Origin of the sequence: Rhodococcus sp. RD6.2 (assembly GCF_001040705.1) — a bacterium.
GTDB lineage: Bacteria > Actinomycetota > Actinomycetes > Mycobacteriales > Mycobacteriaceae > Rhodococcus_G.
Genome location: NZ_CVQP01000009.1, coordinates 149,772 through 171,528, shown reverse-complemented (window position 1 = coordinate 171,528; position 21,757 = coordinate 149,772). Strand labels below are relative to the sequence as shown.

21 protein-coding genes and 1 riboswitch are annotated in these 21,757 nt (G+C 68.4%); of the genes, 9 read left to right on the top strand and 12 right to left on the bottom strand.

Annotated elements, in window-relative coordinates:
• Window positions 1–78 precede the first annotated feature (78 nt).
• Window positions 79–1,452: an MFS transporter gene (locus tag RHCRD62_RS19615; RefSeq protein WP_050066428.1), complete on the top strand. Its 1,374-nt coding sequence runs from the start codon at window positions 79–81 to the stop codon at window positions 1,450–1,452.
• Entirely contained in the window at window positions 1,449–2,201 is a 753-nt protein-coding gene (locus RHCRD62_RS19610) for a 3-hydroxybutyrate dehydrogenase (protein WP_050066427.1), read from the top strand. The genes RHCRD62_RS19615 and RHCRD62_RS19610 overlap by 4 nt, the downstream gene beginning before the upstream one ends.
• 104 nt (window positions 2,202–2,305) lie before the next feature.
• Here RHCRD62_RS19610 and RHCRD62_RS19605 read toward each other — a convergent pair whose 3' ends face one another.
• From RHCRD62_RS19605 to RHCRD62_RS19585, 5 genes are all read right to left on the bottom strand, one after another.
• Entirely contained in the window at window positions 2,306–3,832 is a 1,527-nt protein-coding gene (locus RHCRD62_RS19605) for a GMC oxidoreductase (RefSeq protein WP_253277395.1), read from the bottom strand.
• Window positions 3,833–4,224: 392 nt separating this feature from the next.
• Window positions 4,225–5,565: a GMC family oxidoreductase N-terminal domain-containing protein gene (locus RHCRD62_RS19600; RefSeq protein ID WP_253277416.1), complete on the bottom strand. Its 1,341-nt coding sequence runs from the start codon at window positions 5,563–5,565 to the stop codon at window positions 4,225–4,227.
• Window positions 5,566–6,273: 708 nt separating this feature from the next.
• The gene (purD, locus tag RHCRD62_RS19595; protein WP_050066424.1) at window positions 6,274–7,524 is read right to left on the bottom strand and encodes a phosphoribosylamine--glycine ligase; all 1,251 of its coding nucleotides are present in this window, start codon (window positions 7,522–7,524) and stop codon (window positions 6,274–6,276) included.
• 10 nt (window positions 7,525–7,534) lie between these two features.
• A complete protein-coding gene (locus RHCRD62_RS19590) occupies window positions 7,535–9,613 on the bottom strand; it encodes an ArnT family glycosyltransferase (protein ID WP_050066672.1) in 2,079 nt (692 codons plus the stop codon).
• Between the two features lie 29 nt (window positions 9,614–9,642).
• Complete coding sequence (locus tag RHCRD62_RS19585; protein ID WP_050066423.1) at window positions 9,643–10,905, bottom strand: bifunctional glycosyltransferase family 2/GtrA family protein; 1,263 nt, start codon at window positions 10,903–10,905, stop codon at window positions 9,643–9,645.
• A 103-nt stretch (window positions 10,906–11,008) separates the two neighbouring features.
• On the opposite strand from RHCRD62_RS19585, the gene RHCRD62_RS19580 reads away from it, so the two are divergent.
• Genes RHCRD62_RS19580 through RHCRD62_RS19570 form a run of 3 tightly spaced genes read left to right on the top strand, consistent with a single transcriptional unit; the run spans window position 11,009 to window position 13,046 of the window.
• Window positions 11,009–12,079 carry a DNA polymerase III subunit beta family protein gene (locus RHCRD62_RS19580; protein ID WP_216596649.1) on the top strand — a complete coding sequence of 357 codons (1,071 nt, stop codon included), beginning with the start codon at window positions 11,009–11,011 and terminating at the stop codon, window positions 12,077–12,079.
• The gene (locus tag RHCRD62_RS19575) at window positions 12,076–12,567 is read left to right on the top strand and encodes a hypothetical protein (protein WP_050066421.1); all 492 of its coding nucleotides are present in this window, start codon (window positions 12,076–12,078) and stop codon (window positions 12,565–12,567) included. Before RHCRD62_RS19580 ends, RHCRD62_RS19575 begins: the two co-directional genes overlap by 4 nt.
• A 41-nt stretch (window positions 12,568–12,608) precedes the next feature.
• The gene (locus RHCRD62_RS19570; protein ID WP_084734383.1) at window positions 12,609–13,046 is read left to right on the top strand and encodes a MarR family winged helix-turn-helix transcriptional regulator; all 438 of its coding nucleotides are present in this window, start codon (window positions 12,609–12,611) and stop codon (window positions 13,044–13,046) included.
• On the opposite strand, the gene RHCRD62_RS19565 is transcribed toward RHCRD62_RS19570, so the two are convergent.
• Window positions 13,043–13,942: a VOC family protein gene (locus RHCRD62_RS19565; RefSeq protein WP_084734382.1), complete on the bottom strand. Its 900-nt coding sequence runs from the start codon at window positions 13,940–13,942 to the stop codon at window positions 13,043–13,045. The two genes, RHCRD62_RS19570 and RHCRD62_RS19565, sit on opposite strands and share 4 nt — an antisense overlap.
• 136 nt (window positions 13,943–14,078) lie before the next feature.
• Here RHCRD62_RS19565 and RHCRD62_RS19560 point away from each other — a divergent pair, with 136 nt between their 5' ends.
• The gene (locus RHCRD62_RS19560; RefSeq protein ID WP_050066419.1) at window positions 14,079–14,504 is read left to right on the top strand and encodes an HIT family protein; all 426 of its coding nucleotides are present in this window, start codon (window positions 14,079–14,081) and stop codon (window positions 14,502–14,504) included.
• A gap of 99 nt (window positions 14,505–14,603) precedes the next feature.
• A complete protein-coding gene (locus RHCRD62_RS19555) occupies window positions 14,604–15,746 on the top strand; it encodes an oxidoreductase (protein ID WP_050066670.1) in 1,143 nt (380 codons plus the stop codon).
• Window positions 15,747–15,774: 28 nt separating this feature from the next.
• Here the strand turns inward: RHCRD62_RS19555 and RHCRD62_RS19550 are convergent, their stop codons facing one another.
• Genes RHCRD62_RS19550 through RHCRD62_RS19540 form a run of 3 tightly spaced genes read right to left on the bottom strand, consistent with a single transcriptional unit; the run spans window position 15,775 to window position 18,899 of the window.
• Window positions 15,775–16,740 carry a poly(ethylene terephthalate) hydrolase family protein gene (locus tag RHCRD62_RS19550; RefSeq protein WP_253277394.1) on the bottom strand — a complete coding sequence of 322 codons (966 nt, stop codon included), beginning with the start codon at window positions 16,738–16,740 and terminating at the stop codon, window positions 15,775–15,777.
• 55 nt (window positions 16,741–16,795) lie between these two features.
• Entirely contained in the window at window positions 16,796–18,190 is a 1,395-nt protein-coding gene (locus RHCRD62_RS19545) for a sensor histidine kinase (RefSeq protein WP_050066418.1), read from the bottom strand.
• A gap of 4 nt (window positions 18,191–18,194) precedes the next feature.
• A complete protein-coding gene (locus RHCRD62_RS19540) occupies window positions 18,195–18,899 on the bottom strand; it encodes a response regulator transcription factor (RefSeq protein ID WP_172671103.1) in 705 nt (234 codons plus the stop codon).
• A gap of 116 nt (window positions 18,900–19,015) precedes the next feature.
• Window positions 19,016–19,081, top strand: a riboswitch (guanidine-III (ykkC-III) riboswitch).
• 13 nt (window positions 19,082–19,094) lie between these two features.
• Here RHCRD62_RS19540 and RHCRD62_RS19535 point away from each other — a divergent pair.
• Window positions 19,095–19,409 (top strand): DMT family transporter, encoded by a 315-nt coding sequence (locus RHCRD62_RS19535; RefSeq protein WP_050066417.1) that lies wholly within the window; start codon window positions 19,095–19,097, stop codon window positions 19,407–19,409.
• A 45-nt stretch (window positions 19,410–19,454) separates the two neighbouring features.
• Window positions 19,455–20,264 carry a hypothetical protein gene (locus tag RHCRD62_RS19530; RefSeq protein WP_050066416.1) on the top strand — a complete coding sequence of 270 codons (810 nt, stop codon included), beginning with the start codon at window positions 19,455–19,457 and terminating at the stop codon, window positions 20,262–20,264.
• Between the two features lie 26 nt (window positions 20,265–20,290).
• On the opposite strand, the gene RHCRD62_RS19525 is transcribed toward RHCRD62_RS19530, so the two are convergent.
• From RHCRD62_RS19525 to RHCRD62_RS26650, 3 genes are read right to left on the bottom strand one after another with little or no spacing between them, the layout of a single operon-like run.
• Complete coding sequence (locus tag RHCRD62_RS19525) at window positions 20,291–21,007, bottom strand: dienelactone hydrolase family protein (protein ID WP_050066415.1); 717 nt, start codon at window positions 21,005–21,007, stop codon at window positions 20,291–20,293.
• Between the two features lie 45 nt (window positions 21,008–21,052).
• The gene (locus tag RHCRD62_RS19520) at window positions 21,053–21,469 is read right to left on the bottom strand and encodes a tail fiber domain-containing protein (protein ID WP_050066414.1); all 417 of its coding nucleotides are present in this window, start codon (window positions 21,467–21,469) and stop codon (window positions 21,053–21,055) included.
• 6 nt (window positions 21,470–21,475) lie between these two features.
• Window positions 21,476–21,604 (bottom strand): hypothetical protein, encoded by a 129-nt coding sequence (locus tag RHCRD62_RS26650; RefSeq protein WP_301280732.1) that lies wholly within the window; start codon window positions 21,602–21,604, stop codon window positions 21,476–21,478.
• Window positions 21,605–21,757: the final 153 nt, after the last annotated feature.

The window sequence follows — 21,757 nt, the reverse complement described above, 5'->3', positions numbered from 1 at the left end:
GCCATTGTGAGCGCAGAAACATGCACCGATACTCGGCTGAGCAACAATGATGTGTCACCGGTCACATGAGGAGTTCACATGAGTGTCGACGAGACAACGCGGGTCGGGGACAACCCGCCTTCCGGCCTGAAGAAGGTGGTCGGCGCCTCGATGGCGGGGACGGTCGTCGAGTGGTACGAGTTCTTCCTCTACGGGACCGCGGCGACGCTGGTGTTCAGCAAGGTGTTCTTCCCGGCGGGCGGCAACGAACTCGACGCGATCATCGCGGCGTTCGTGACGTACGCCGTCGGCTTCGTCGCCCGCCCCCTCGGCGGCATCGTCTTCGGCCACTTCGGCGACAAGTTCGGACGCAAGCAGCTGCTGCAGTTCAGCCTCATCCTCGTCGGCGCGGCCACCTTCCTCATGGGCTGCCTGCCCACCTTCGGTGCGATCGGCTACTGGGCTCCCGCGCTGCTGGTGGCTCTGCGCTTCATCCAGGGCTTCGCCGTCGGCGGCGAATGGGGCGGCGCGGTGCTGCTCGTCGCCGAACACAGCCCGAACCGGTCCCGCGGATTCTGGGCATCGTGGCCGCAGGCCGGTGTCCCGGCGGGCAACCTGGCCGCGACCGTCGTCCTGCTGATCCTCACCACCACCCTCTCCGACGCCGCGTTCCTGAGCTGGGGATGGCGTGTCGCGTTCTGGCTCTCCGCCGTGATCGTGCTGGTCGGCTACTACATCCGCACCAAGGTCACCGACGCGCCGATCTTCATCCAGGCGCAGAAGGAGGCGGAGCAGGTCAAGGCGACGTCGTTCAGCGTCTTCGAGGTCGTCAAGCGGTACCCGCGCGGCGTGCTCACCGCGATGGGCCTGCGCTTCGGCGAGAACGTCATGTACTACCTCGTCGTCACCTTCTCCATCACCTACCTGAAGGTCGTGGTCAAGACGGACACGGCACAGATCCTGTGGTGGATGCTCGCGGCGCACGCAGTCCACTTCGCGGTGATCCCCCTCGTCGGGCGCCTGTCCGACACCATCGGACGCCGCCCGGTCTACATGATCGGCGCGGTCACCGCGGGCACGTGGGGCTTCTTCGCCTTCCCGATGATGAACAGCGGACACAACGCCGTCATCCTCGGTGCCATCGTCATCGGACTCGTCTTCCACGCGTTCATGTACGCCGGGCAGCCCGCCATCATGGCGGAGATGTTCCCGACCCGAATGCGGTACTCCGGTGTCTCGCTGGGCTACCAGGTGACGTCCATCGTCGCCGGATCGCTCGCCCCGATCATCGCAACGAGCCTGCTCAGCCGGTACGACTCCGCGTGGCCGATCGCGATCTACCTCGCCGCCGCCTGCCTCGTCACCGTGGTCGCGGTGCTCTTCGCCCGCGAGACGAAGGGCCTCGCCCTCGAGTCGATCGACGCGGCCGACGCGCGGATCCTCGCCACCGAGAAGGCCGCGGTCCCGGCATGACCGAGCAGACACTCGCCGGGCGCCGGGCCCTCGTCACCGGCGGCGCGAGCGGGATCGGGGCGGCGTCCGCGCGCGCACTCGCCACCCGGGGCGCACACGTCACCGTCGCCGACCTCGACGACGTCGCCGCCAAGTCGCTCGCCGACGAGATCGACGGAACGGCATGGCACGTCGACCTTCTCGACACCGAAGCCCTCGACGACCTGCGTCTCGAGACCGACATCCTGGTCAACAACGCGGGAATCCAGACGGTCAGCCCGATCGAGGACTTCCGGACCGCCGACTTCCGGCGGATCCAGACGCTCATGGTCGAGGCCCCGTTCCTGCTGATCCGCGCGGCACTGCCGCACATGTACGCGAACGGCTTCGGCCGCATCCTCAACGTGTCGTCGGTGCACGGGTCGGTCGCGTCCCCGTTCAAGGCCGCCTACGTGACCGCCAAGCACGCACTCGAAGGCCTGTCGAAGGTGACCGCCCTCGAAGGCGGTCCGCGCGGGGTCACCAGCAACTGCGTCAGCCCCGGATACGTCTCGACCCCATTGGTGCACAAGCAGATCGCCGACCAGGCCCGGGTGCACGGCATCAGCGAGACCGAGGTGGTCGAGACGGTGATGCTAGGCGAGTCCGCGATCAAACGCCTCGTGGAGCCGGACGAGGTCGGCGAACTCGTGGCCTGGCTGGCCGCTCCCGGCGCCGCGATGGTCACCGGCGCCTCCTACGCGATGGACGGCGGCTGGACTGCCCGCTGACCCAAGCGAGTTCGGCGGACCTGGGAGACAGGTCCGCCGAACTCGTTTCCACGCAGGCGGTTACACGAAGGCGGTCACATGCGGCACGCCCACAGATCGCACCTCTACATGTCGGAGGCGATGATGTTCTCGATGTTCCGCTCGGCGAGCGCGGTGATCGTCACGAACGGGTTCACGCCGACGTTTCCGGGCACAAGGGCCCCGTCCATCACGTAGAGGCCAGGGTACCCGTGCAGCCTGCCGAAGTTGTCGGTCGCCTTGTTCAGCACGGCACCACCGAGCGGGTGGTAGGTCAGGCCTTCGTTCCAGACCTTGTTGCTACCGAACATGTCCGAGCGGTAGACGGTGACCTCCTTCTTGTTGATCTTGTCGAACACCACCTTCGCCAGGTCGATCGACTTCTGGCCCTGCGCCTGCGTCCACGAGAGCCCGACGCCACCGGTGCTCGAGTTGTACTGGAAGGAGGCGCGTTCCGGGTTCTTGGTGATCGCGAGGTACAGGCTGATCCACAGCTCCGCGCCTGCGGGGAACGGCGCGATCTCGGCGAACACGCCGTTGGTGTCCCAGGCGTCGATGCCCATCGTCGGGATCGACGACTGCTTGTTGCCCGTGGCGTCCCATGCGTGATTGGCGCGGGCGACCATGACGTTGCCGTTGTGACCCCACTCCTGGCCGACCGCGCCGGACAGGTTCGGCAGGTGTCCCTGCGCTTTCATCGAGACCAGGAGCTTGCTGGTGCCCACCGATCCGGCCGCGAAGAACACCTTGTCCGCGGTGACGGTCTTGGTGGCGACGACGCCGCCCGTTTCGTTGATCTGCTCCATCTCGACCGTGTACCCGGAGCCCGCGGCGGGAGAGACCTTCGTGACGCGGTGCAACGGGCTGATCGTGACCTTGCCGGTCGCCGTGGCCTGACCGAGGTACGTCTTGGGCAGCGACTTCTTGCCGTAGTGGTTGCCGAAGATGACCTCGCCGTCGAGGGCGGATTTCGGGACGGTGCCCGCCGCTTCCTGCTTCATGTAGTTCAAGTCGTAGACGTTGGGCACGAAGGTCGTCGCGAAGCCGGAGCGCTGGGCGGTCTTTCGCCCGACCCGGGAGAACTGGTACCACTCGGTGGACTCGAACCAGGCCGGGTCGATGTTGTTGACGCCCAGCGTCGCGTTCGCGCGCGGGTAGAAGGTGTTGTACATCTCGTTGGAGTCGACGGACGGCAGGATCTGTTCGAACCAGCCTCGCTTCGGCGTGACGGCCATGCCGCCGTTGACCAGCGATCCGCCGCCGACGCCGCGCCCCTGGTAGACGTTGATCGCGCCCATGTTCTCGGCGTCGAGGATGCCCGTGTACTTGGAGATGTCCTTGTCGATCGAGACGCCGAGGAAGTGCGAGACCGGCTGCTTCGTACGGTCCCGGAGCCAGAAGCCGCGCTGATCGGGCGACGTGGTCTTGGTGAAGATCCTGCCGTCGGATCCGGGCGTGGTCCAGTCGCGTCCCATCTCGACGATGTGGCAGTCGACACCGGCCTGAGCGAGCCGCAGCGCCGTGACGGCTCCGCCGTAGCCGGAGCCGATGATGAGGGCGGGAACGCGGTCACCTGTGTTCAGGGCGCGGCGCGGGGATGCGGCTGCGCTCACCCACGAGGACGAGACCGCGGCGGCGCCGACCGCGAAACCCGTTGCTGCCAGGAACCTTCTGCGGTTGAGCCGGGCAGACGAGAGGGAACTACTGGGGGATGTCCGGAACTCGCTCAACGGAACCTCTTTCGGTCTCAAGCGGAATTGTCGGACTGTGTATACCGAACGGAACCGGACGGATCACCCGAAACTGCCGAGTAGTTTCGACATTGGGTGCGATTGATCGCCATAGTTCGAAAACCGCTGTTCTCCAATCGGGTTCAGCTGTAAGGTCCTTGTCCCCTGCGAATCTGCGCGCACGACGGCGCGGGCGGCAGAACGCAGTTCGGCGGACCTGCTTGCGACAGGTCCGCCGAACTTCTTTCACCGCAGTCGATTACCGAGGATCTCGATCACATGTCGGAGCCGATGATGTTCGCGATGTTGCGCTCGGCGAGCGCGGTGATCGTCACGAACGGGTTTACGCCCGTGTTGCCCGGGACCAGCGCACCGTCCATCACGTACAGGCCCTGGTAGCCGTTGAGGCGGCCGTGGTTGTCGGTGGCCTTGTTCAGGATGCAACCGCCGAGGGGGTGGTAGGTGAACTCGTCGCCCCAGGTCTTGGTCACACCGAACAGGTCGGTCCGGTAGATGGTGCCTTCCTTCTTGTTGATCTTGTCGAAGACGCCCTTCGTCATCGCGATGCCCTTCGCGTTCTGCGCGACGGTCCAGGACAGGTCGACCTTGCCAGTGCCCGAGTTGAACGAGAAGCGGGCGCGTTCCGGGTTTTTCGTGATGGCCAGGTAGAGGCTGACGTAGGTCTCGAGACCGGCGGGCAGCGGGGCGATCTCCGCGAAGATCGGCGCGGCCGGATCCGACCAGTTGTCGATGCCCATCGTCGGGATGGTGGCCTGATCCTTGCCGGTCGCGTCCCACATGTGGTTCGCGCGGCCGACCATGATGTTGCCGTTGTTGCCCCAGCCCTCACCGACCTCCGACGAAAGGTTCGGCAGGTGACCCTGCGCCTTCATCGCGACGAGCAGCTTGCTGGTACCGATGCTGCCCGCGGCGAAGAACACCTTGTCGGCGCCGATGGTCTTGGTGGCGATGACGTTGCCGGTCTCGTCGATCTGTTCCATCGTGACGTCGTAGCCTGCACCCGCGGGCACGACCTTGGTGACGCGGTGCAGGGTGGTGATGGTGAGCTTGCCGGTGGCCGCGGCCTGCGCGAGGTAGGTCTTGTCGAGGGACCTCTTGCCCGCGTGGTTGCCGTAGATCACCTCGCCTGCGAGTGAGGACTTGGGGACCTGCCCTGCGGCCTCCTTCTTCATGTACTCGAAGTCGTAGACGTTCGGAACGAAAGTCGTTGCGAACCCGGAACGCTGGGCGGTCTTACGACCGGTGCGCGCGAACTGGTACCACGGCGTCGACTCGAACCAGGCCTGGTCGATGTTGTTGACACCGAGTGTGGTGTTGGCGCGTGGGAAGAAGGTGTTGTACATCTCGTTGGCGTCGACCGAGGGCAGGATCTCCTCGAACCAGGCACGCTTCGGGGTGACGGCCATGCCGCCGTTGACGAGCGAGCCGCCGCCGACACCGCGACCCTGGTAGACCTTGATGCCGGCGAACTTCTCGGCGTCGAGGATGCCGACGTACTTCTCGATGTTCTTGTTGATGCCGAAGCCCATGAAGTTGCTGACCGGCTGTTCCGTCCGGGTGGCCAGCCAGGTCGAGCGCTTGTCGGGGCTGAGCATCCCCGAGAAGATCTTGCCGTCGGGTCCGGGGGTGTCCCAGCTGCGACCCATCTCGACGATGTGGGCGGGGATACCGGCTTGCGTGAGGCGGAGCGCGGTGACCGCGCCGCCGTATCCCGCTCCGATGACCAGTGCCGGAACGCGGTCACCATTGTTCAGTGCGCGGCGAGGCGAGGCTGCAGCGCTGACCCACGACGACGAGAGGGCAACGGCACCGGCCGCCAAACCCGTTGTCGCCAGAAACCTCCGACGGTTCAGGCGCGCCGAGGAGAGGGCGCTACTGGGGGATGTCCGGAACTCGCTCAACGGAACCTCTTTCGGTCACACGCGGGATGGTCGGATTGGTTATACCGAACCCGCCGAGACCGATCACCCGAAACTGCCGAGTAATATCGATATTGGGTGAAACCTATAGTGATGATTCGAAAACCACTGCTTCGCAGGCGGGTTCGGATATAGGGTCCTTCTCTCCGACGCGCGGGCCACCGAGGCGCCGCGCGCTCCACCGGCCCGGACGTGCCGGAACGCCACCTGGGTGCGCCACGCACCCACACCACCCGAGAACGGCGTCCAGTTACGAACGCCGCCAACGCGAGCACAGGGAAATCATCGTCCGAGCGCATCGTCCGCTAACCGAACAGCACTGCGCCCGTGAGCCTTTCCGGCCCTCCAGCGGACCGACACGACTCACGGGCGCAATACGCACACTCAGATGCTGATGCGACCCTCTTCGGCAGCGAGGCCGATGTCGGTGCGGAAGTGTCCGCCCGGGAGCTTCACGGCCTCGAGCTTGGCGTACGCGTCGGCGCGGGCACCGGCCAGGTCCGGACCCGTCCCGACGACGCTGAGCACGCGGCCGCCCGCGGACACGACGGCGCCGTCCTCGATCGCGGTACCCGCGTGCAGGACACCGTCAGCGTCGGCGCCGACGATCTTGTCGCCGGTGCGGGGCGTTCCGGGGTAGTTCTCGGCGGCGAGGACGACCGTCACCGCGGCACCGTCGCGCCACTGCAGCGGCGGAAGCGACGCGAGCGTGCCCGTCGCCGTGGCGTTGAGCGCCGCGCCGAGCGGCGACTCGAGCAGCGCCAGCACGGCCTGCGTCTCCGGGTCACCGAATCGGCAGTTGAACTCGACGACGGCGGGGCCGTCCTTCCCCATCGCCAGGCCCGCGTACAGCAGTCCGGAGAAGCCACTGCCCCGCCTGACCATTTCCGCGGCGACGGGCTCCACGACGTCCCGGACGATCGTGGTGACCGCATCGGCGGGCAGCCACGGCAGCGGCGTGTACGCCCCCATGCCGCCGGTGTTCGGACCGGTGTCGCCGTCGCCGACGCGCTTGTGATCCTGCGCGGGCAGCAGCGGCACCACCGTCTCGCCGTCAACGAGGCAGAACAGCGAGACCTCGGGGCCGTCGAGGAAGGACTCGAGGAGCACCGGGTGCCCGTGATCGAGGATCGCGGCGGCGTGGGCGCGGGCCTCGGCCCGGTCCGTCGTGACGACGACACCCTTGCCCGCCGCGAGACCGTCGTCCTTCACGACCCAGTTCGGGCCGAAGCGGTCGATGGCCTCGTCCAGCTTGGCCGGGTTGTCGACGACCTCACTGTGGGCGGTCCGCACACCTGCCGCCGCCATGACGTCCTTCGCGAAGGCCTTGGATCCCTCGATCCGGGCGGCGTCGGCGGACGGGCCGAAGCAGGCGATGCCCGCGGCGCGCAGCGCGTCCGCGACACCCGCGACCAGCGGAACCTCGGGGCCGACGACAACGAGATCGGCCTCGACCTTCGTCGCCAGCGCCACGACGGCGTCGCCCGACGCGGCGTCCACCGGGTGCTGCTCCGCAAGCTTCGCGGTTCCCGCGTTACCGGGTGCCGCGAAGAGCGCGGTCACTCCCGGGTCGCGGGAGAGGGCGAGAAGAAGGGCATGTTCACGGGCTCCGGAGCCGACGACGAGTACGCGCACGGGTCTCAGACTACGTTCCGGCCTGGTCGGTCGGCGCGGTCAGGTCGTAGAGGGTGACCCCGTCGACGGTGATGGGCGTGAAGTTCTCCGTCACCCACTGCGAGATCTCCGACGCGGTTCCACTGCCACCCATGCGGCCGCCCATGCCGCCGCCTGCGATGAAGTAGTGGATCTCGCCGTCCGCGACGTACTGCTGGAACCGGTCGAGGGTCGGCGACGGATCGCTGCCGTTGAACCCGCCGATCGGCATGACCGACCGTTCGGTTGCGAGCTGGTAGCCGGAGGCACTGTTGGACCCGACTGCCGCGGCCACCCACGTGTACCCGTCGGCGTCGTCCGTCAGGAGCGCGGTCAGCTCGGCACTCGGGGTGCTGCCGTTGAGCAGGCCGCCCGCGCCGCCTACCATCCCGCCGTCGGGCATCGCACCGACCTCGGTGCCGCCCGGAAGCATGCCGTTCGGGAGCTGGCCCATGCCGCCCGGCGCCCGACCCGTGGCGCCAGGAGGCTGCATGCCGCCCGGCATCGGGGGCATGCCGTTCCCGGCGGCGCCGTCACGCTGCCCGAAGCCGCGGCCGTCACCGGGTCCGCCGCGAACGCCGAAGCCCATACCGCCTGTATTCGGTCCCGCCGAGACGATGGAGCCGGTGTGCGGGGTCGCGATGGTGTCGATGGCGTAGGCGGTGGGACCGGCCAGTCCCGTGAGCACGGCAGCGATCGCGGTGACCGCGGCGAGCCGTCCCGTCAGCCGGGGCAGCAGCATCGCGACCGCGGCGACCCCGCCGACGACGAGGATCACCCAGCGCAGCCACGGCACGAAGTCGGGGCTCCGGCCGAGCAGTTCCCACGACCACACGGCCGTGCCGAGCATGGTGACGGCGGACGTCGCCCGCACCCACCAGAGGTCGCGGTGGTGCCAGGCGGTGACGGCACCCGCACCGACCAGTGCAGCGATCATCGGAGCGAGGGCGACGGTGTAGTACGAGTGGAAAATGCCCGCCATGAAGCTGAACACCAGCCCGGTGACCAGCAGCCAGGTCCCGAAGAGCACGAAGACGGCGCGCTTGCCATCGGTACGGGCACCCCTGCCGCGCAGCATGATTCCGAGGACGCCGAGAATCAGCGCGGCAGGGATCAGCCAGGCGATCTGCCCGCCCTGCGAGGCGTCGAACATGCGGCCGATGCCGGTCTCGCCCCACATGCCGCCACCGGGCATACCGCCCCCGGGCATACCGCCGCCTGCCATGTCGGCGCCGCCACCACCGGGGGTGACACTTCCGGTCTCGTTGCCGTTGAGGCGACCGAGCCCGTTGTAGCCGAGGGTCAGTTCCAGGATCGAATTGTTCTGCGAGCCACCGATCCACGGCCGCGAGTCCGCGGGCCACAACTCGACCGCGAGCAGCCACCAGCCGGCCGAGACGACCATCGCGCCGAGCGCGGCGAACAACTGTGCGATGCGCTTACCCAGCTTGGGCGGGCCCAACAGCAGGTACGTCAGCGCGAGCGGCGGCACGACGAGCATCACCTGCAACTGCTTGGTAAGGAAGCCGAATCCGACGAACACCCCGGTCAGCACGAGCCAGCGGGTGCGTCCATCCTCGATCGCGCGAAGCAGCGCCCACGCGGCGGCGAGCATCAACAGCACCAGAAGCGCGTCGGGGTTGTTGAACCGGAACATCAGTGCGGCAACGGGAGTCACCGCCAGCACCAGCCCGGCGAGCAAGCCAGCGGACGCGCCGAACCAGCGCCGCACCGTCGCCCACAGCAGGGCGACGGACCCGACACCCATCAGCACCTGCGGCACCAGGATCGCCCAGGAGTTCAGGCCGAACGCCCGCACCGACAGTTCCATCGCCCACAGCGACGCGGGCGGCTTGTCGACGGTGATCGAGTTCGCGGCATCGGAGGAACCGAAGAAGAACGCCTTCCACGACTCCGAACCAGCCTGCACCGCAGCGGAATAGAACGAGTTGGCCCACCCGGATGAGCTGAGGTTCCACAGGTACGCGATCGCCGTCCCGATCAGCAGCGCGGCCAGCGCCCACGGCTCCCACCGGGAATGCTGCCGCGGTTGCGGAGCGTCGGGGACCACGGGGTCATGGTCGAGGACGGGGGTGGTGGTCACTGGTCTGCTCCCTGGGTCTGGATCGTGGACTGGTTCGAGGATTCGATGTGGGGTCGGAACACCCACCGCAGGGCGACGAAACGGCTGACGGTGGCAACGAGATTCGCGACGACGAGGACCGCAAGTTCGACGTGGCGGGACGCGTCGGGCACCCAGCGGTGCAGGACGAACAGCGACCCGCTGGTGAGCAGCAGGCCGAACCCGAACACCGCCAACCCCTGCAGCTGGTGTCGCGCCGCACCGGTGGGTCCGCGTACCCCGAACGTGAAGGCCCGGTTCGCGGTGGTGTTGACGACGGCCGTGATCAGCAGGGCCGTGAAGTTCGCGGTCTGCGCACCGAGCAGCGTATGCAGCAACAGGTACAGCACCATGTACGCGACGGTCGACGCGACGCCGACAACCGCGAACCGCACCAACTGACCGACCATCCCGTGCGGAACACCCTGGACGAGTGGTTCGCGGCCGAGGCTGGTGCGCAACGCGGCGATGGGAAGGCGGCCGGTGGCCAGCGCCCGACCGACCCGCACGACGCCCTTGAGGTCGGCGACCGCGGTGGCGACGATGTCGACGGTGCTGTCGGGGTCGTCGACCCAGTCGACGGGTACCTCGTGAATGCGCAGTCCGACGCGTTCGGCGAGCACCAGCAGTTCGGTGTCGAAGAACCAGCCGGTGTCCTCGACCAGCGGCAGCAGTTCCCGGGCGACGTCGGTGCGCATCGCCTTGAACCCGCACTGGGCGTCGGAGAACCGCGCGCGAAGCGCACCGCGCAGGATCAGGTTGTAACAGCGGGAGATGACCTCCCGTTTGGGTCCGCGGACCACCCGCGAGGACCGCGCGAGTCGCGATCCGATCGCGACGTCGGAGTGCCCGGACACCAGCGGCGCCACCAGCGGCAACAGTGCGCCGAGGTCCGTCGACAGGTCGACGTCCATGTACGCGACGACCTCCGCGTCGGACGCGCTCCACACGGTGCGCAACGCGCGGCCGCGGCCCTTCTCGTCGAGGTGGACGACGCGCACGTCGTCGAACTCGGCGGCGAGCAGGTTCGCGACGGCGAGGGTGCCGTCGGTGCTGGCGTTGTCGGCGACGGTGATGCGACTCGGGTACGGGATGTTGTCGGCGAGGTGTCGGTGCAGTCGTCGCACGCAGCGTTCGAGGTCGCGTTCCTCGTTGTACACGGGGACGACGACGTCGAGGGTCACGGTCCGCAACGGGACGGTGACCACATCGGCATCGTGGCGAGCCAGGGACTTCGTCATGGAAGCGACTGTCGCTGCGGAACCTGGAGCGTCCCTCCGCCCGGACTGCGAGTTTCCTGTGAGCGCTTGACCTTCGACCTTGTCGAGACCGGATCATGAGCGGGTGCCCCCAACAGACGACCTGATGACCATCGGCGTGTTCGCCCGCTCGACCGGCATCACACAGAGCGCGCTGCGCTTCTACGCGGACTCCGGTGTGCTCGTCCCTGCCGACGTCGACGAGGCGACGGGCTACCGGTACTACTCCCCCGCGCAGCTCGACCGGGCGGTGACGATCCGGCGACTCCGCGAGATCGACATGTCGCTCGATCGGGTCGTCGAGGTCCTGGCCGCGGGATCCGATCGGGCGTCCGCGCTGATCGACGAGCACGTGGACGAGCTCGCGACCCGGGTCGGGCAGGCCCGCGCGACCGCCGCCGCCGTCCGCGTCGCGCTCGGCCGGTCGGGCGTGTCGGTCCCGGTCGCGACGGTCCGGGGTCCGGCGTTCGCGGCGGCCGTCGAGCAGGTGCTGGCGGCGACCGCCCACGACTCCGAGCATCCGGTGCTGACCGGCGTCCACGTCGAGTCGTCCGAGGACGGCCTCGTGCTGACGGCGACCGACCGCTATCGGCTCTCGACGCGGACAGTGGCGTTGGACCGGCCCGGTGCCGTGTGGGTGGGAACCGTCGGCGGCGACGATCTGCGTCTGGCGTTGGCCTGGATGCGGCGCAGGCCGGTCGTCGATCTGCGTGCGGACGCGCATTCCCTCGTCGCCGACGGTGGTGAGTCCGGGACGCGCGCCTGCCGACTGTTGCCCGAACCCTTCCCCGACCACCGTGCGGTGTTCGACGCGCTCGCCCCGGTCCGCACGCGCGCCGTCCTGCCACGAAATTTGTTGGTGGAAGCCATGTCCAGGATCGACGGCGACCGCATCGTCCTCGCAGTCTCCGAGGGTGCGCTCACGGTGACCGGACCCGGATCGGACGCGGTCCACCTCTCGGCGTCCGTGCACGGTGACGCCGTCACGCTCGCGTTCGAGGTGACCACCCTGCACCCCGCGATCGCCACCACCGCGGGCCCCGACGTGATGCTCGACATCGCCGCCCCCGACCAGCCCGTCGTCGTCCGGTCCGCCGACGACGGCGACCTGACCACCCTCGCCATGCCCGTCCGACACGAAGGAGAAGACGTATGACCGACACGACGATGGACGCCATCATCGAGGCCGTCACCACGGGACGGCAGGGCGACACCGACGCCGCCCGGACTCGGCTGCTCGCACTCTGGGACGAGATCACCCCGACCGGCGACGCGCTGCACCGCTGCACCTTGGCGCACTACCTGGCCGACCTGTATTCCGACGCCGCGGAGGCGCTGATCTGGGATGTCCGTGCCCTCGATGCGGCGTCCGCGCTCACCGACGCCCGCGCCCAGGACCACCACGCCTCCCTGCAGGTCGCCGGCTTCTACCCGTCCCTGCACCTCAACATCGCCGACAACCTGCGCCGTCTCGGATCGTTCGATGCGGCCCGCGAGCACGTCGAGGCCGGGCGCGCCCGGGCGGACGCCCTGCCCGACGACGACTACGGAGCGATGCTGCGCCGCGCGCTGGTGGAGGTGGGGGACGCGGTGGAGCAGAGGTCCACCGCGGTCCGCCCGACGGCGCCGAGCTCGGCGGGCTGAGCAGCCGGAACGGCGACTTCGCCGCGCCCTATGCTGTGGGCATGGATTCGCCCGCCAGCGCCCCGCGACTTTCGGACCGACCTGGCTACCAGTTGGTCAAGGCGGCCATGAAGGTGCGGCAGCAGTACGCGGAAACCCTTGCGGGACTGGGATTGCTGCCGAACCACCACGCAATCTTGAGCATCCTCAACGAACTGGGGCCGTGCCATCAGAAGGAATTGGCGCTCCGGGTCGTCGTCGACCCCGGCGACATCGTCGCGTACCTCGACGGCCTCCAGAAGCCGGGGCTCGTTGTTCGCGAGCGGGACCCCGAGGACCGTCGGCGGCAGATCGTGACCATCACCCCGGCAGGCCTCGGGAGGCTCCGTGACGCGGACGCAGCCCTGGACGAGCTCGAGCAATCGGTGTTCGGTGTGCTCGCTGCACGCGACCGCGTCACATTGGCGAAGCTGTCGAGTCGCCTCGCGGAATCCCTCTAGACCGGTCGGACGATGCCCGGTCGGCGCGACCGCGCGGCCGCCGACAATCTGTGGCCCCACGAACTGGGATTCTCGTAGGTCCGCGCGATCCAGCTCAGGTCGTCCACGGTGAGTCCGCCGTGGCCGTACTCGATCTGCAGCCCCGACGGGCTTCCGATGTACACCGAGGTCATCAGGTCGTTGGTGTGCCGTCCGAGCGACTGCATGATCTCGACGTCGTGAACGTCGAGCAGGTCGATGAGCCGTCCGAGGTCGTCCATGTACTCGACCTCGAGCATCAGGTGATTGAAGCCGGTGTGCCCCGGCAGTTCCGACAGCGCGAGGGAGTGGTGCCTCCCGTTCACGTGATAGAAGCGAACTCCGAAGTGCTTGTTGGTGATGCGATCCGACAGCCGAAAGCCGAGTAGGTCCACGTAGAACTCGTTGGCGGCGTCGATGTCCGGAACCTGCAGGACGATGTGTCCGAGCCCCTGATCGCCGGTGACGAACCCGCCCTTCATCGGCCGACCGGGCGTGAAGGACATCGGGTCGGCGCTCTTCCCCCAGGCCAGTTCGTGACGGATTCCCCACGGGTCCTCGAACCACACCAGATCGGCCACCTCCCGTTCCTCCCGCAGATCCGCGTCACCCTGACGGATCTCGACACCGCGCGAGCCGAGCCGGTCGGCGAACCGTCCGAGGTCGGTCTCGTTGGCCATCCCCCACCCCACGTAGCGCAATTCGTCCTGATCCGACGGATGGATCGAGATGCGGTGCCGGATGTCGTCGACGGCGAGGCGGATCGCGCCGTCCGGCCCGTCCGGTGCGGCCATGCAGCCAAGCAGCGACGTCCCGTATGTACGCCAGTCCTCGGCTCGCGGCGACCCGATTCCGACGTACGACAGTTCTTGAATCATGGTGTGACCCCTTCGATCAGAGACGAGTTCGGATGCCCCCACCACTAATACTGGATCAACCAATCATTGGCAACACCAATGATTTGATCGGTCTCCGCCGCGCCCGTGTCGCACTCGTCGGCGCATAATCGCAGCCATGGCATCCGTGTTCAGCATGATCATCGCCGGCGACCTGCCGGGCCGCTTCGTCTGGGAGGACGACGACGTCGTCGCCTTCCTGACCATCAACCCGATCACCAAGGGGCACACCCTGGTGGTCCCGCGCGCCGAGATCGACCAGTGGCAGGACCTCGACGGCGAGGTGTTCGCGAAGGTCTCGAAGGTCGCGCAGATCGTCGGTCAGGCCGTCCGGAGGGGCTTCGACGCGCCCCGCGCCGGTCTGCTGATCGCCGGCCTCGAGGTCCCGCACCTGCACCTGCACGTGTTCCCCGCGTACAGCCTCGGCGACTTCAACATCTCCGGTGCCGACCCCAGCCCGTCGCCGGAATCCCTCGACGAGGCGCAGGCCACCATCAAGGCTGCGCTCCGCGACCTCGGCCACGGCGCCAACGTCCCCGACTGATTTCACGGTCCCGGCGAGCGGGATCGGGCGGGCGGGCGGGCGGGGTTCCCGGTTGATTGGGTACCCCGCCCGTCCCCTTCAGGAGTTGTGACCGCCACCGTGACCGCCACCGATTCCCCGCTCCACCGTCCCCTGCGTGTTCGCGGGCTCGACCTGCCCAACCGGATCGTCATGACCCCGATGACCCGGACTGCGTCACCGGGCGGCGTCCCGACGGACGCGGTCGCGCAGTACTACCGCCGACGCGCTGCGGGCGGCACGGGGTTGATCGTCACCGAGGGCGTCGGCATCGATCTGCCGAGCGCGATGGACCACCCGGACGTGCCGAACCTGCACGATCCGGCAGCGCGCGACGGCTGGCGGCGCGTGGTCGACGCCGTGCACGAGGCGGGTGGACGCATCGCGCCGCAGCTGTGGCACGTCGGTCCACTGTTCGGCGCGATGCGCCACGTCGACGACGTCGCGCCGATGCGGCCGTCGGGTCTGTGGGGCGAGCCGGGTGTGACCTCGTATCCGCAGGAGTACGTCGAACGCTCCGCCGCGCCGACGGCGGCGATGACCGAATCCGACATCGACTGCGTCATCGAGTCGTTCGCCGACGCCGCCCGCACCGCAGTCGACCTCGGGTTCGACGCGGTCGCGATCCACGGCGGCCACGGCTACCTGCTCGATGCGTTCCTGTGGTCGTCGACCAACCGTCGTGACGACGCGTGGGGTGGAGACCTGCTGCGCCGCACCGCGTTCCCTGCGGCCGTGGTCCGCGCCATCCGCGAGGTGATCGGCGACGACATGCCGATCCTGTACCGCTTCTCGCAGCACAAGCAACAGAACTACACCGGCCGCATCGCGGACACCCCGGAGGAGCTGGGCGTGATCCTGAACGCGCTGGTCGACGCGGGTGTCGACGTACTCGACGCGAGCTCACGCCGTTTCGACGCTCCGGCGTTCGAGGGCAGCGACCTGTCGCTGGCCGGCTGGGCGAAGCGCACCACCGGAGCGATCGCGATGGCGGTCGGCAGCGTCGGTCTCGGTGCATCCCTGCGGGACGGCAGGCTGGCAGGCCCGACGGTGGAGTCCGTGGACAACGTCGCCGAGCTCGAACGGCGGATGGCCGCAGAAGAATTCGACCTCGCAGGAATCGGCCGCCTGCACCTGGCCGATCCCCGGATCGCCGAGACGCTGCGGGAGCGTCGCCCCCTACCCGAGTTCGACCGTCGCAGGCACGAGGCCGTCCTCACCTAGAACAACCCGATCAAACCGCGCCAGGCGATCACCAACCCTTAACCGCGGTCCCGTCGAACAGCGGATCGGCCAGCAGTTCCGGTGCCGGACCGACGAAGGCGCGTGCGGCGTCGGCGTCGCCGGTGAGGGTGAAACGCAGCCACGCGGTCAGGTACCCGCGGAACCCACCCCCGTCGGCCGGCCAGTTGTGGCCGACACCCAGCAGGCGGCCGCGGGCCGCCGGAACGGGGCTCACGGCGTGATAGGCGGCCTGCGGGATCGCCGTCGACACCGGGTCGTCGGACCCGGTCAGATAGAACACGGGACCCGTCAGCCGAGCCACGTCGATCGCGTCGACGGGTCGAGTCGCCCACCAGGGGTCCGGGAGGTCGAGCACGGCGGTGGAGGTGATGAGTCCGTCGGAGTTGGTGCTGGCGTTGATCGAGCCCCCGGCCCCCTGCGAATGCCCGACTGCGGCGACGCGCGCGACGTCGATGCGGTCGTGAAAGACGCTCTCCGGATTGTCGTTCTCTGCCAGGACGTAGCGCGCTGCCGCCAGGATCTCCGTCCCGTCACCGGTGACGCTGCTGTCGGCGACCACGACGACGAAGCCCCATGAGGCAAGGTGCCGCAGCAACTCCTCGTACTGCTTGTACGTCGCGTAGCTTCCGTTGCCGAAGGTGACCACCGGATGGCGGTCGAGGCTGGTGGCAATGTCTGCGGGGTGGAACAACTGGTATCCGGGTACCGCAACGGATGTGACCGCATGGGGGCCGGTCGCGGCATAGCGCTCGCTGACCGGTTGCCGGTCCGGAGCAGCGGGAGCCACCGGACCAGCCGCGGGAACGGAGGCGAGGGCCGGCGCCGGGAATGCGGATGCCATCGGACCAGCCGCGGGAACGGAGGCGAGGGCCGGCGCCGGGAATGCGGATGCCATCGGCATCACGATCATCGCGGCGAGGATCAGGGTCCGGGTGTGCCGGCCGACGGGTAACAGTGGTTGTCTCGATGTCACCGGCCCACCCTACCGAGCGTCAGCTGTTGCACCCGGCGAACCGAAACACGCACTGCTACTGGCGCGGAAGCAGGACCCGGAACACCGCTCCCCCGCCTTCGGGCGAGTCCACGGTGACGGTGCCGCCGTGCGCGGCGACGAGTGCCGCGACGATCGACAAGCCGAGACCACTGCCGCCGGACTGACGCGTCCGGGACGAGTCGGCGCGATAGAAGCGCTCGAAGACCCGCTCGCGCGCCTCCTCGTCGAGCCCGGGCCCTGTGTCTGCGACTTCGAGCAGCGCGTCGTCGCCGACCGTGCCGACCCGCACGGTCACGGTGGCGTCGTCCGGGGTGTGGACGAGAGCGTTCGTGACCAGATTGGTCAGCACCTGGCGCAGCCGGGCGTCGTCGCCGAGCACCTCCGGGCGGCCCGGGCCGCCCACGACCTCCAACGAGATCGCACGATCGGGCGCGATCGCCCGCGCGTTGTGCACGACGTCCGCCGACACGGTCAGCAGGTCGACCGGCGCCTTCTCCAGCGGGCGCTGCGCGTCCAGCCGCGCCAGCATCAGCAGATCCTCGACGAGCAAGCCCATGCGGGAGGCCTCGGACTCGATCCGCGACATCGCCTGACCCGCGTCGGTGACGGCTCCCTGCCGGTACAACTCGGCGAAACCGCGGATCGTGGTCAGGGGCGTGCGCAGTTCGTGGCTCGCGTCGGCGACGAATCGCCGCATTTTCTCCTCGGACCGGCGCGCCGACTCCTCGGACGCCTCGGTCGCCGCGAACGCGGTCTGGATCTGTTCGAGCATGCCGTTGAGCGCGACCGTCAGTCGCCCGACCTCGGTCCGATCCTCGCGGACCGGAATGCGTTGATGCAGGCGGCCTTCCGCGATCGCTGCGGCAGTCTCCTCGACTTCCACCAGCGGTTTCAGACTGCGCCGAACGACGAAGTAGCCGATGACACCGAGTGCGAGCAGCACCACGACCCCGATACCGATCTGCAGCCCGATGAGCCGCTCGACGGTGGCGTCGACGTCGCCGAGCCGCACGGCGACGGTGACGGTGCCGTCCGACGTCGTGGAGGTCAATGCGCGCCAGTGCTTGTCGGGGTCACCGACGGACCCGACCGTCACCGGCGTCCCGACCGGCACCTCCGACAGATCCGGCGCGACAGCCTGGTCGTTTATGACACGCGGCACTTCGCCCGGGGTTTCGCTGCGGACGTAGAACTGACTCGGCGGACGCGACGGCCCCAGCTCCGACGTCGGCGGCGGAGGCAGGGGATGCATGCGGGGCTTCGCCCACGTGTGCGACGCGTCCTCGAGCGAGCTGTCGATCCGCGAGATCAGCGAGTTCGTCATCGCCGACGTCACCGCGATCCCGGACGCGAGCAGACCGAGCGCCGTCAGGACCAGGAGCGTCGCGACCAGGGTGACGCGCAGCGGAGCCGGGTGCAGTCGCAGCACCCCGCTACCTCGGCTCGCGCATGACGTAGCCGACGCCGCGCAGGGTGTGGATCAACCGCGGTTCGGTGGTGTCGACCTTGCGTCGCAGGTACGACACGTAGGACTCGACGACGCCGACCTCGCCGCCGAAGTCGTAGTGCCAGACGTGGTCGAGGATGCGCGGTTTGCTCAGCACCACACCGGCATTGACCATGAAGTAGCGCAGCAGGGTGAACTCGGTCGGCGACAGGGACACCTGCTCCCCTGCCTTCCAGACCTCGTGGGTGTCGTCGTCGAGTTCGATGTCGGCGAAGGTGATCCGGGACGGCTCGATCTCGTTGCCGGACTTGGAGACTCGACGCAGGATGACCCGCAGTCGCGCGACCACCTCCTCGAGGCTGAACGGCTTGGTCACGTAGTCGTCGGCTCCGAGCGTCAGCCCCGACACCTTGTCCTCGACGGAGTCCTTGGCGGTGAGGAACAGGACGGGCGCGTCTATTCCGTCGGCGCGCAGTCGACGCAGCAGGCCGAAGCCGTCCATGCCGGGCATCATCACGTCGAGGATCAGCGCGTCCGGGCGGAACACCTTCGCCTTGTCCAGACCCTCGGCGCCGGTGGAGGCGGTGTCGACGTCGAATCCCTGGAACCGCAGGCTCACCGAGAGCAGTTCCACGATGTTCGGTTCGTCGTCGACGATCAGGATCTTGGCGTCGGTCTTCGTCCCAGTCACCTCGCCATCATCACCCCGTTCGCTGGCGGGACGCTGACCGAAGACTGCGAGTTTCCTGTGAACGACCGGTCAGATCGCTCACACCCGAGCCCTAAGCACCGTGAGCCGTTGCTACGGTGGAGGCGTCAACGACGACATCCGGACGAGCGCACCGTACCCGGCCAGCGACAAGACGGTGCCTAGGAGAGTCTCGTCATGGCATGGATCGTTCTCGTCATCTCCGGCGTCCTCGAAGCCGTCTGGGCCACCGCCCTCGGCAAGTCCGACGGATTCAGCCGCCTCGCCCCCACCGTGGTCTTCGGCATCACGATCGTCGCGAGCATGGCAGGCCTCGCCTATGCGATGCGCACCCTTCCCGTCGGCACCGCCTATGCGGTCTGGGTGGGTATCGGCGCCTCGCTGACCGTCGGCTACGCGATGGTGACCGGCAGCGAGTCCGCCTCGATCGTCAAGATCCTGCTGATCCTGGGGATCGTCGGATGCGTGATCGGACTCAAGGCACTGCACTGACGCCGAACACCAAGGTGTCCGTCCGCGCCGGGTTACAGTAAATCCATGAACCTGGTGGCGATGGTCACACTGCCGGCACGGCTCGGGCTGGCGATAACCGACTCCGCGCTCGGCGTGGTCGAGTCGGCACTCGGCGCGACCCGGGTCGTCATCACCGCGTCGACCACCGCCGGCCCGGGCGGACTCGGCGGCATCGGCTCCGCGAACACGTCCGGACCGCTCAAGCTGCTCCAGCAGGTCGCCGAACTGGCATCCGACCAGCGTCCACTGGGACAGGCGATGCGGCCAGGCGGTCCCGTCGACCGTCTCCTCGAACCCGGTGGCGTCGTCGACCGCCTCACCGCACCCGGCGGCACGCTGGAACGACTCATCGAGCCCGGCGGACCACTCGAACGCGTCCTCGCGCCCGGCGGACCCGTCGAACGCCTCCTCGACGAGGACGGGCCCGTCGAGCGACTGCTCGCCCCGGGCGGGCTGCTCGACCGGCTCACCGCCGAGGACGGGCCGCTCGAACGCCTCACCGCGACCGCCGGACCGCTCGAAACCCTCACCAAGGAGGGCGGGATCATCGACCGCGCCCTGGAGGAGGGCGGCGTCCTCGAGACGCTTCTCGCCAAGGACGGACCGCTCGAACGAATCATCGCGGAGAACGGTCCCCTCGACCAGATCGTGTCGCTGTCGGAGACGCTCACCTCGCTCGCACCGAACCTGGAGCAGCTCGGCGACAGCGTCGAACTGCTCCGCGAGACCGTCGGCGTCCTCAGCGCCGCCGTCGGCCCCCTCGGCGAACTCGCGGGCAGGCTGCCCGGCCGGTGGCTCAAGGGCGGCAAGCCCAACGGCACCGAACTGCACTGAACCGCACCACGCTGGACCGGACCGCGCTAGGCGGACGGCGGCAGGTCCTGCAGGTGCTCGTTGAAGAACGCGTACACCCTTCGCCACGCATCACGGGCCTGCTCTTCCCCGTAGTGGAAGCCGACGACCCGCAGTAGCGGTGCCGCAGGACCGGCGGGCAGGTGGTTGACGAAGCTGTGCCCGACACCGGAGTACGTCTCGACGTCGTGCGCGACGCCCTGCCGCTCCAGCGCAGCGGTCAGCTTCCTGCCCGCACCGGGCAGGATCGGGTCGCGGGCACCGAAACTGGCGACGATCGGGCAGGCACCGGACAGCGCCTCGTCCAGATGCCTCGGCAATACCCCGTAGAACGGGGCGGACGCGTCGAAACCCATGGGCGACAAAGCCAATGCGAAACCGCCGCCCATGCAGAAACCGACCACCGCCACCGCGCCGGAGCATTCGGGGAGCGCTTGGAGGTGGTCACGCGCCGCGAGCAGATCCGACACCGCGCGCCCACGACGCGCGAACAGGTCCCGGAAGACGCCGGTCAGGCAGCGAGCCGTGCCGCCGCGTGAATACAGGTCCGGCGCCAACGCCAGATAGCCGTGGTCCGCGATGTCCCGGGTGATCCCCCGAATGTCGGCGCTGAGGCCGAGGGCGTCGTGCACGACGACCACACCGGGATGCGGGCCGTCACCGTCCGGGCGTTCGAGCACCCCGTCGATGGGTCCGTCCGGGGTGTCCACGGTGAGTTCGGGCATACGCTGGCCTCCCACATGCGCTGATGTGGCGCCAGAATAGACCGCTCACTCCGAGTCGGCCGGGTGTGACTCGTCCGCAGGGTCCGCCCGCTCACGCAACCGGTCGAGCTCGTCCTCGACCTCGACGAGCCGGCGATACAAGGCCTGCACGCTCGCCATGCACACGCCGTTCGCGTCGACCTGCGCGATGCTGCGGTTCGACGACCCCAACCCGAACGTCGCAGCGAAGTCCTGCGCCATCGGCCCGAGGTGCCGGACCGATTCGTGGTCGAACCGGTAGGTCCACACGCTCAGCGGCAACGCGGCGAGGCGTTCGAGCACATCGTTCGCACTGTCGGGGACAACAGCGGAGGTGCCGACACCGCGGCGACGGGTCACATGGGACCGGACCCATTCGATCGGGTGGTGGCGTGACAGTTCCCGGCCGTCCTCTCGACCGGGAACGGTGGACGATTCTGTCATGTGCAGTCAGGGCCGCAGGGGCCGAACGTGATGCTTCGATCCGGCATCACTGATCAGAATGCCTACGCCCGCACCGAGCAGTCCGATTCCGACGCCAACCGCGGCGCCGGCGAGACCGATCACGAGTCCGAGCATGATTCCTCCAAGGCTCTCGTCGAGTCGATTGTCGGGGCACCCTGTCTCGTGGGGCCGCCCCCACGTGTGAACACTTCCACGCTCGTCCTCCCCGGCGGCGAATGCAACAGCGGATTGAGAGAAGGATGTCCGGTTTCCCCGGACGGTCTGATA

Excerpts from the sequence above, each read along its gene's own strand:
- RHCRD62_RS19600 (WP_253277416.1), bottom strand. The coding sequence starts at position 5,565 with ATGCTCAGCCCCGACAAGCGCTCGACCTGGCTGGCCACCCGGACGGAA.
- RHCRD62_RS19525 (WP_050066415.1), bottom strand. The coding sequence starts at position 21,007 with ATGCCCGAACTCACCGTGGACACCCCGGACGGACCCATCGACGGGGTG.
- RHCRD62_RS19615 (WP_050066428.1), top strand. The coding sequence starts at position 79 with ATGAGTGTCGACGAGACAACGCGGGTCGGGGACAACCCGCCTTCCGGC.
- RHCRD62_RS19575 (WP_050066421.1), top strand. The coding sequence starts at position 12,076 with ATGACCGACACGACGATGGACGCCATCATCGAGGCCGTCACCACGGGA.
- RHCRD62_RS19560 (WP_050066419.1), top strand. The coding sequence starts at position 14,079 with ATGGCATCCGTGTTCAGCATGATCATCGCCGGCGACCTGCCGGGCCGC.
- RHCRD62_RS19585 (WP_050066423.1), bottom strand. The coding sequence starts at position 10,905 with ATGACGAAGTCCCTGGCTCGCCACGATGCCGATGTGGTCACCGTCCCG.
- RHCRD62_RS19520 (WP_050066414.1), bottom strand. The coding sequence starts at position 21,469 with ATGACAGAATCGTCCACCGTTCCCGGTCGAGAGGACGGCCGGGAACTG.
- RHCRD62_RS26650 (WP_301280732.1), bottom strand. The coding sequence starts at position 21,604 with ATGCTCGGACTCGTGATCGGTCTCGCCGGCGCCGCGGTTGGCGTCGGA.
- RHCRD62_RS19565 (WP_084734382.1), bottom strand. The coding sequence starts at position 13,942 with ATGATTCAAGAACTGTCGTACGTCGGAATCGGGTCGCCGCGAGCCGAG.
- RHCRD62_RS19610 (WP_050066427.1), top strand. The coding sequence starts at position 1,449 with ATGACCGAGCAGACACTCGCCGGGCGCCGGGCCCTCGTCACCGGCGGC.
- RHCRD62_RS19535 (WP_050066417.1), top strand. The coding sequence starts at position 19,095 with ATGGCATGGATCGTTCTCGTCATCTCCGGCGTCCTCGAAGCCGTCTGG.
- RHCRD62_RS19570 (WP_084734383.1), top strand. The coding sequence starts at position 12,609 with ATGGATTCGCCCGCCAGCGCCCCGCGACTTTCGGACCGACCTGGCTAC.
- RHCRD62_RS19530 (WP_050066416.1), top strand. The coding sequence starts at position 19,455 with ATGAACCTGGTGGCGATGGTCACACTGCCGGCACGGCTCGGGCTGGCG.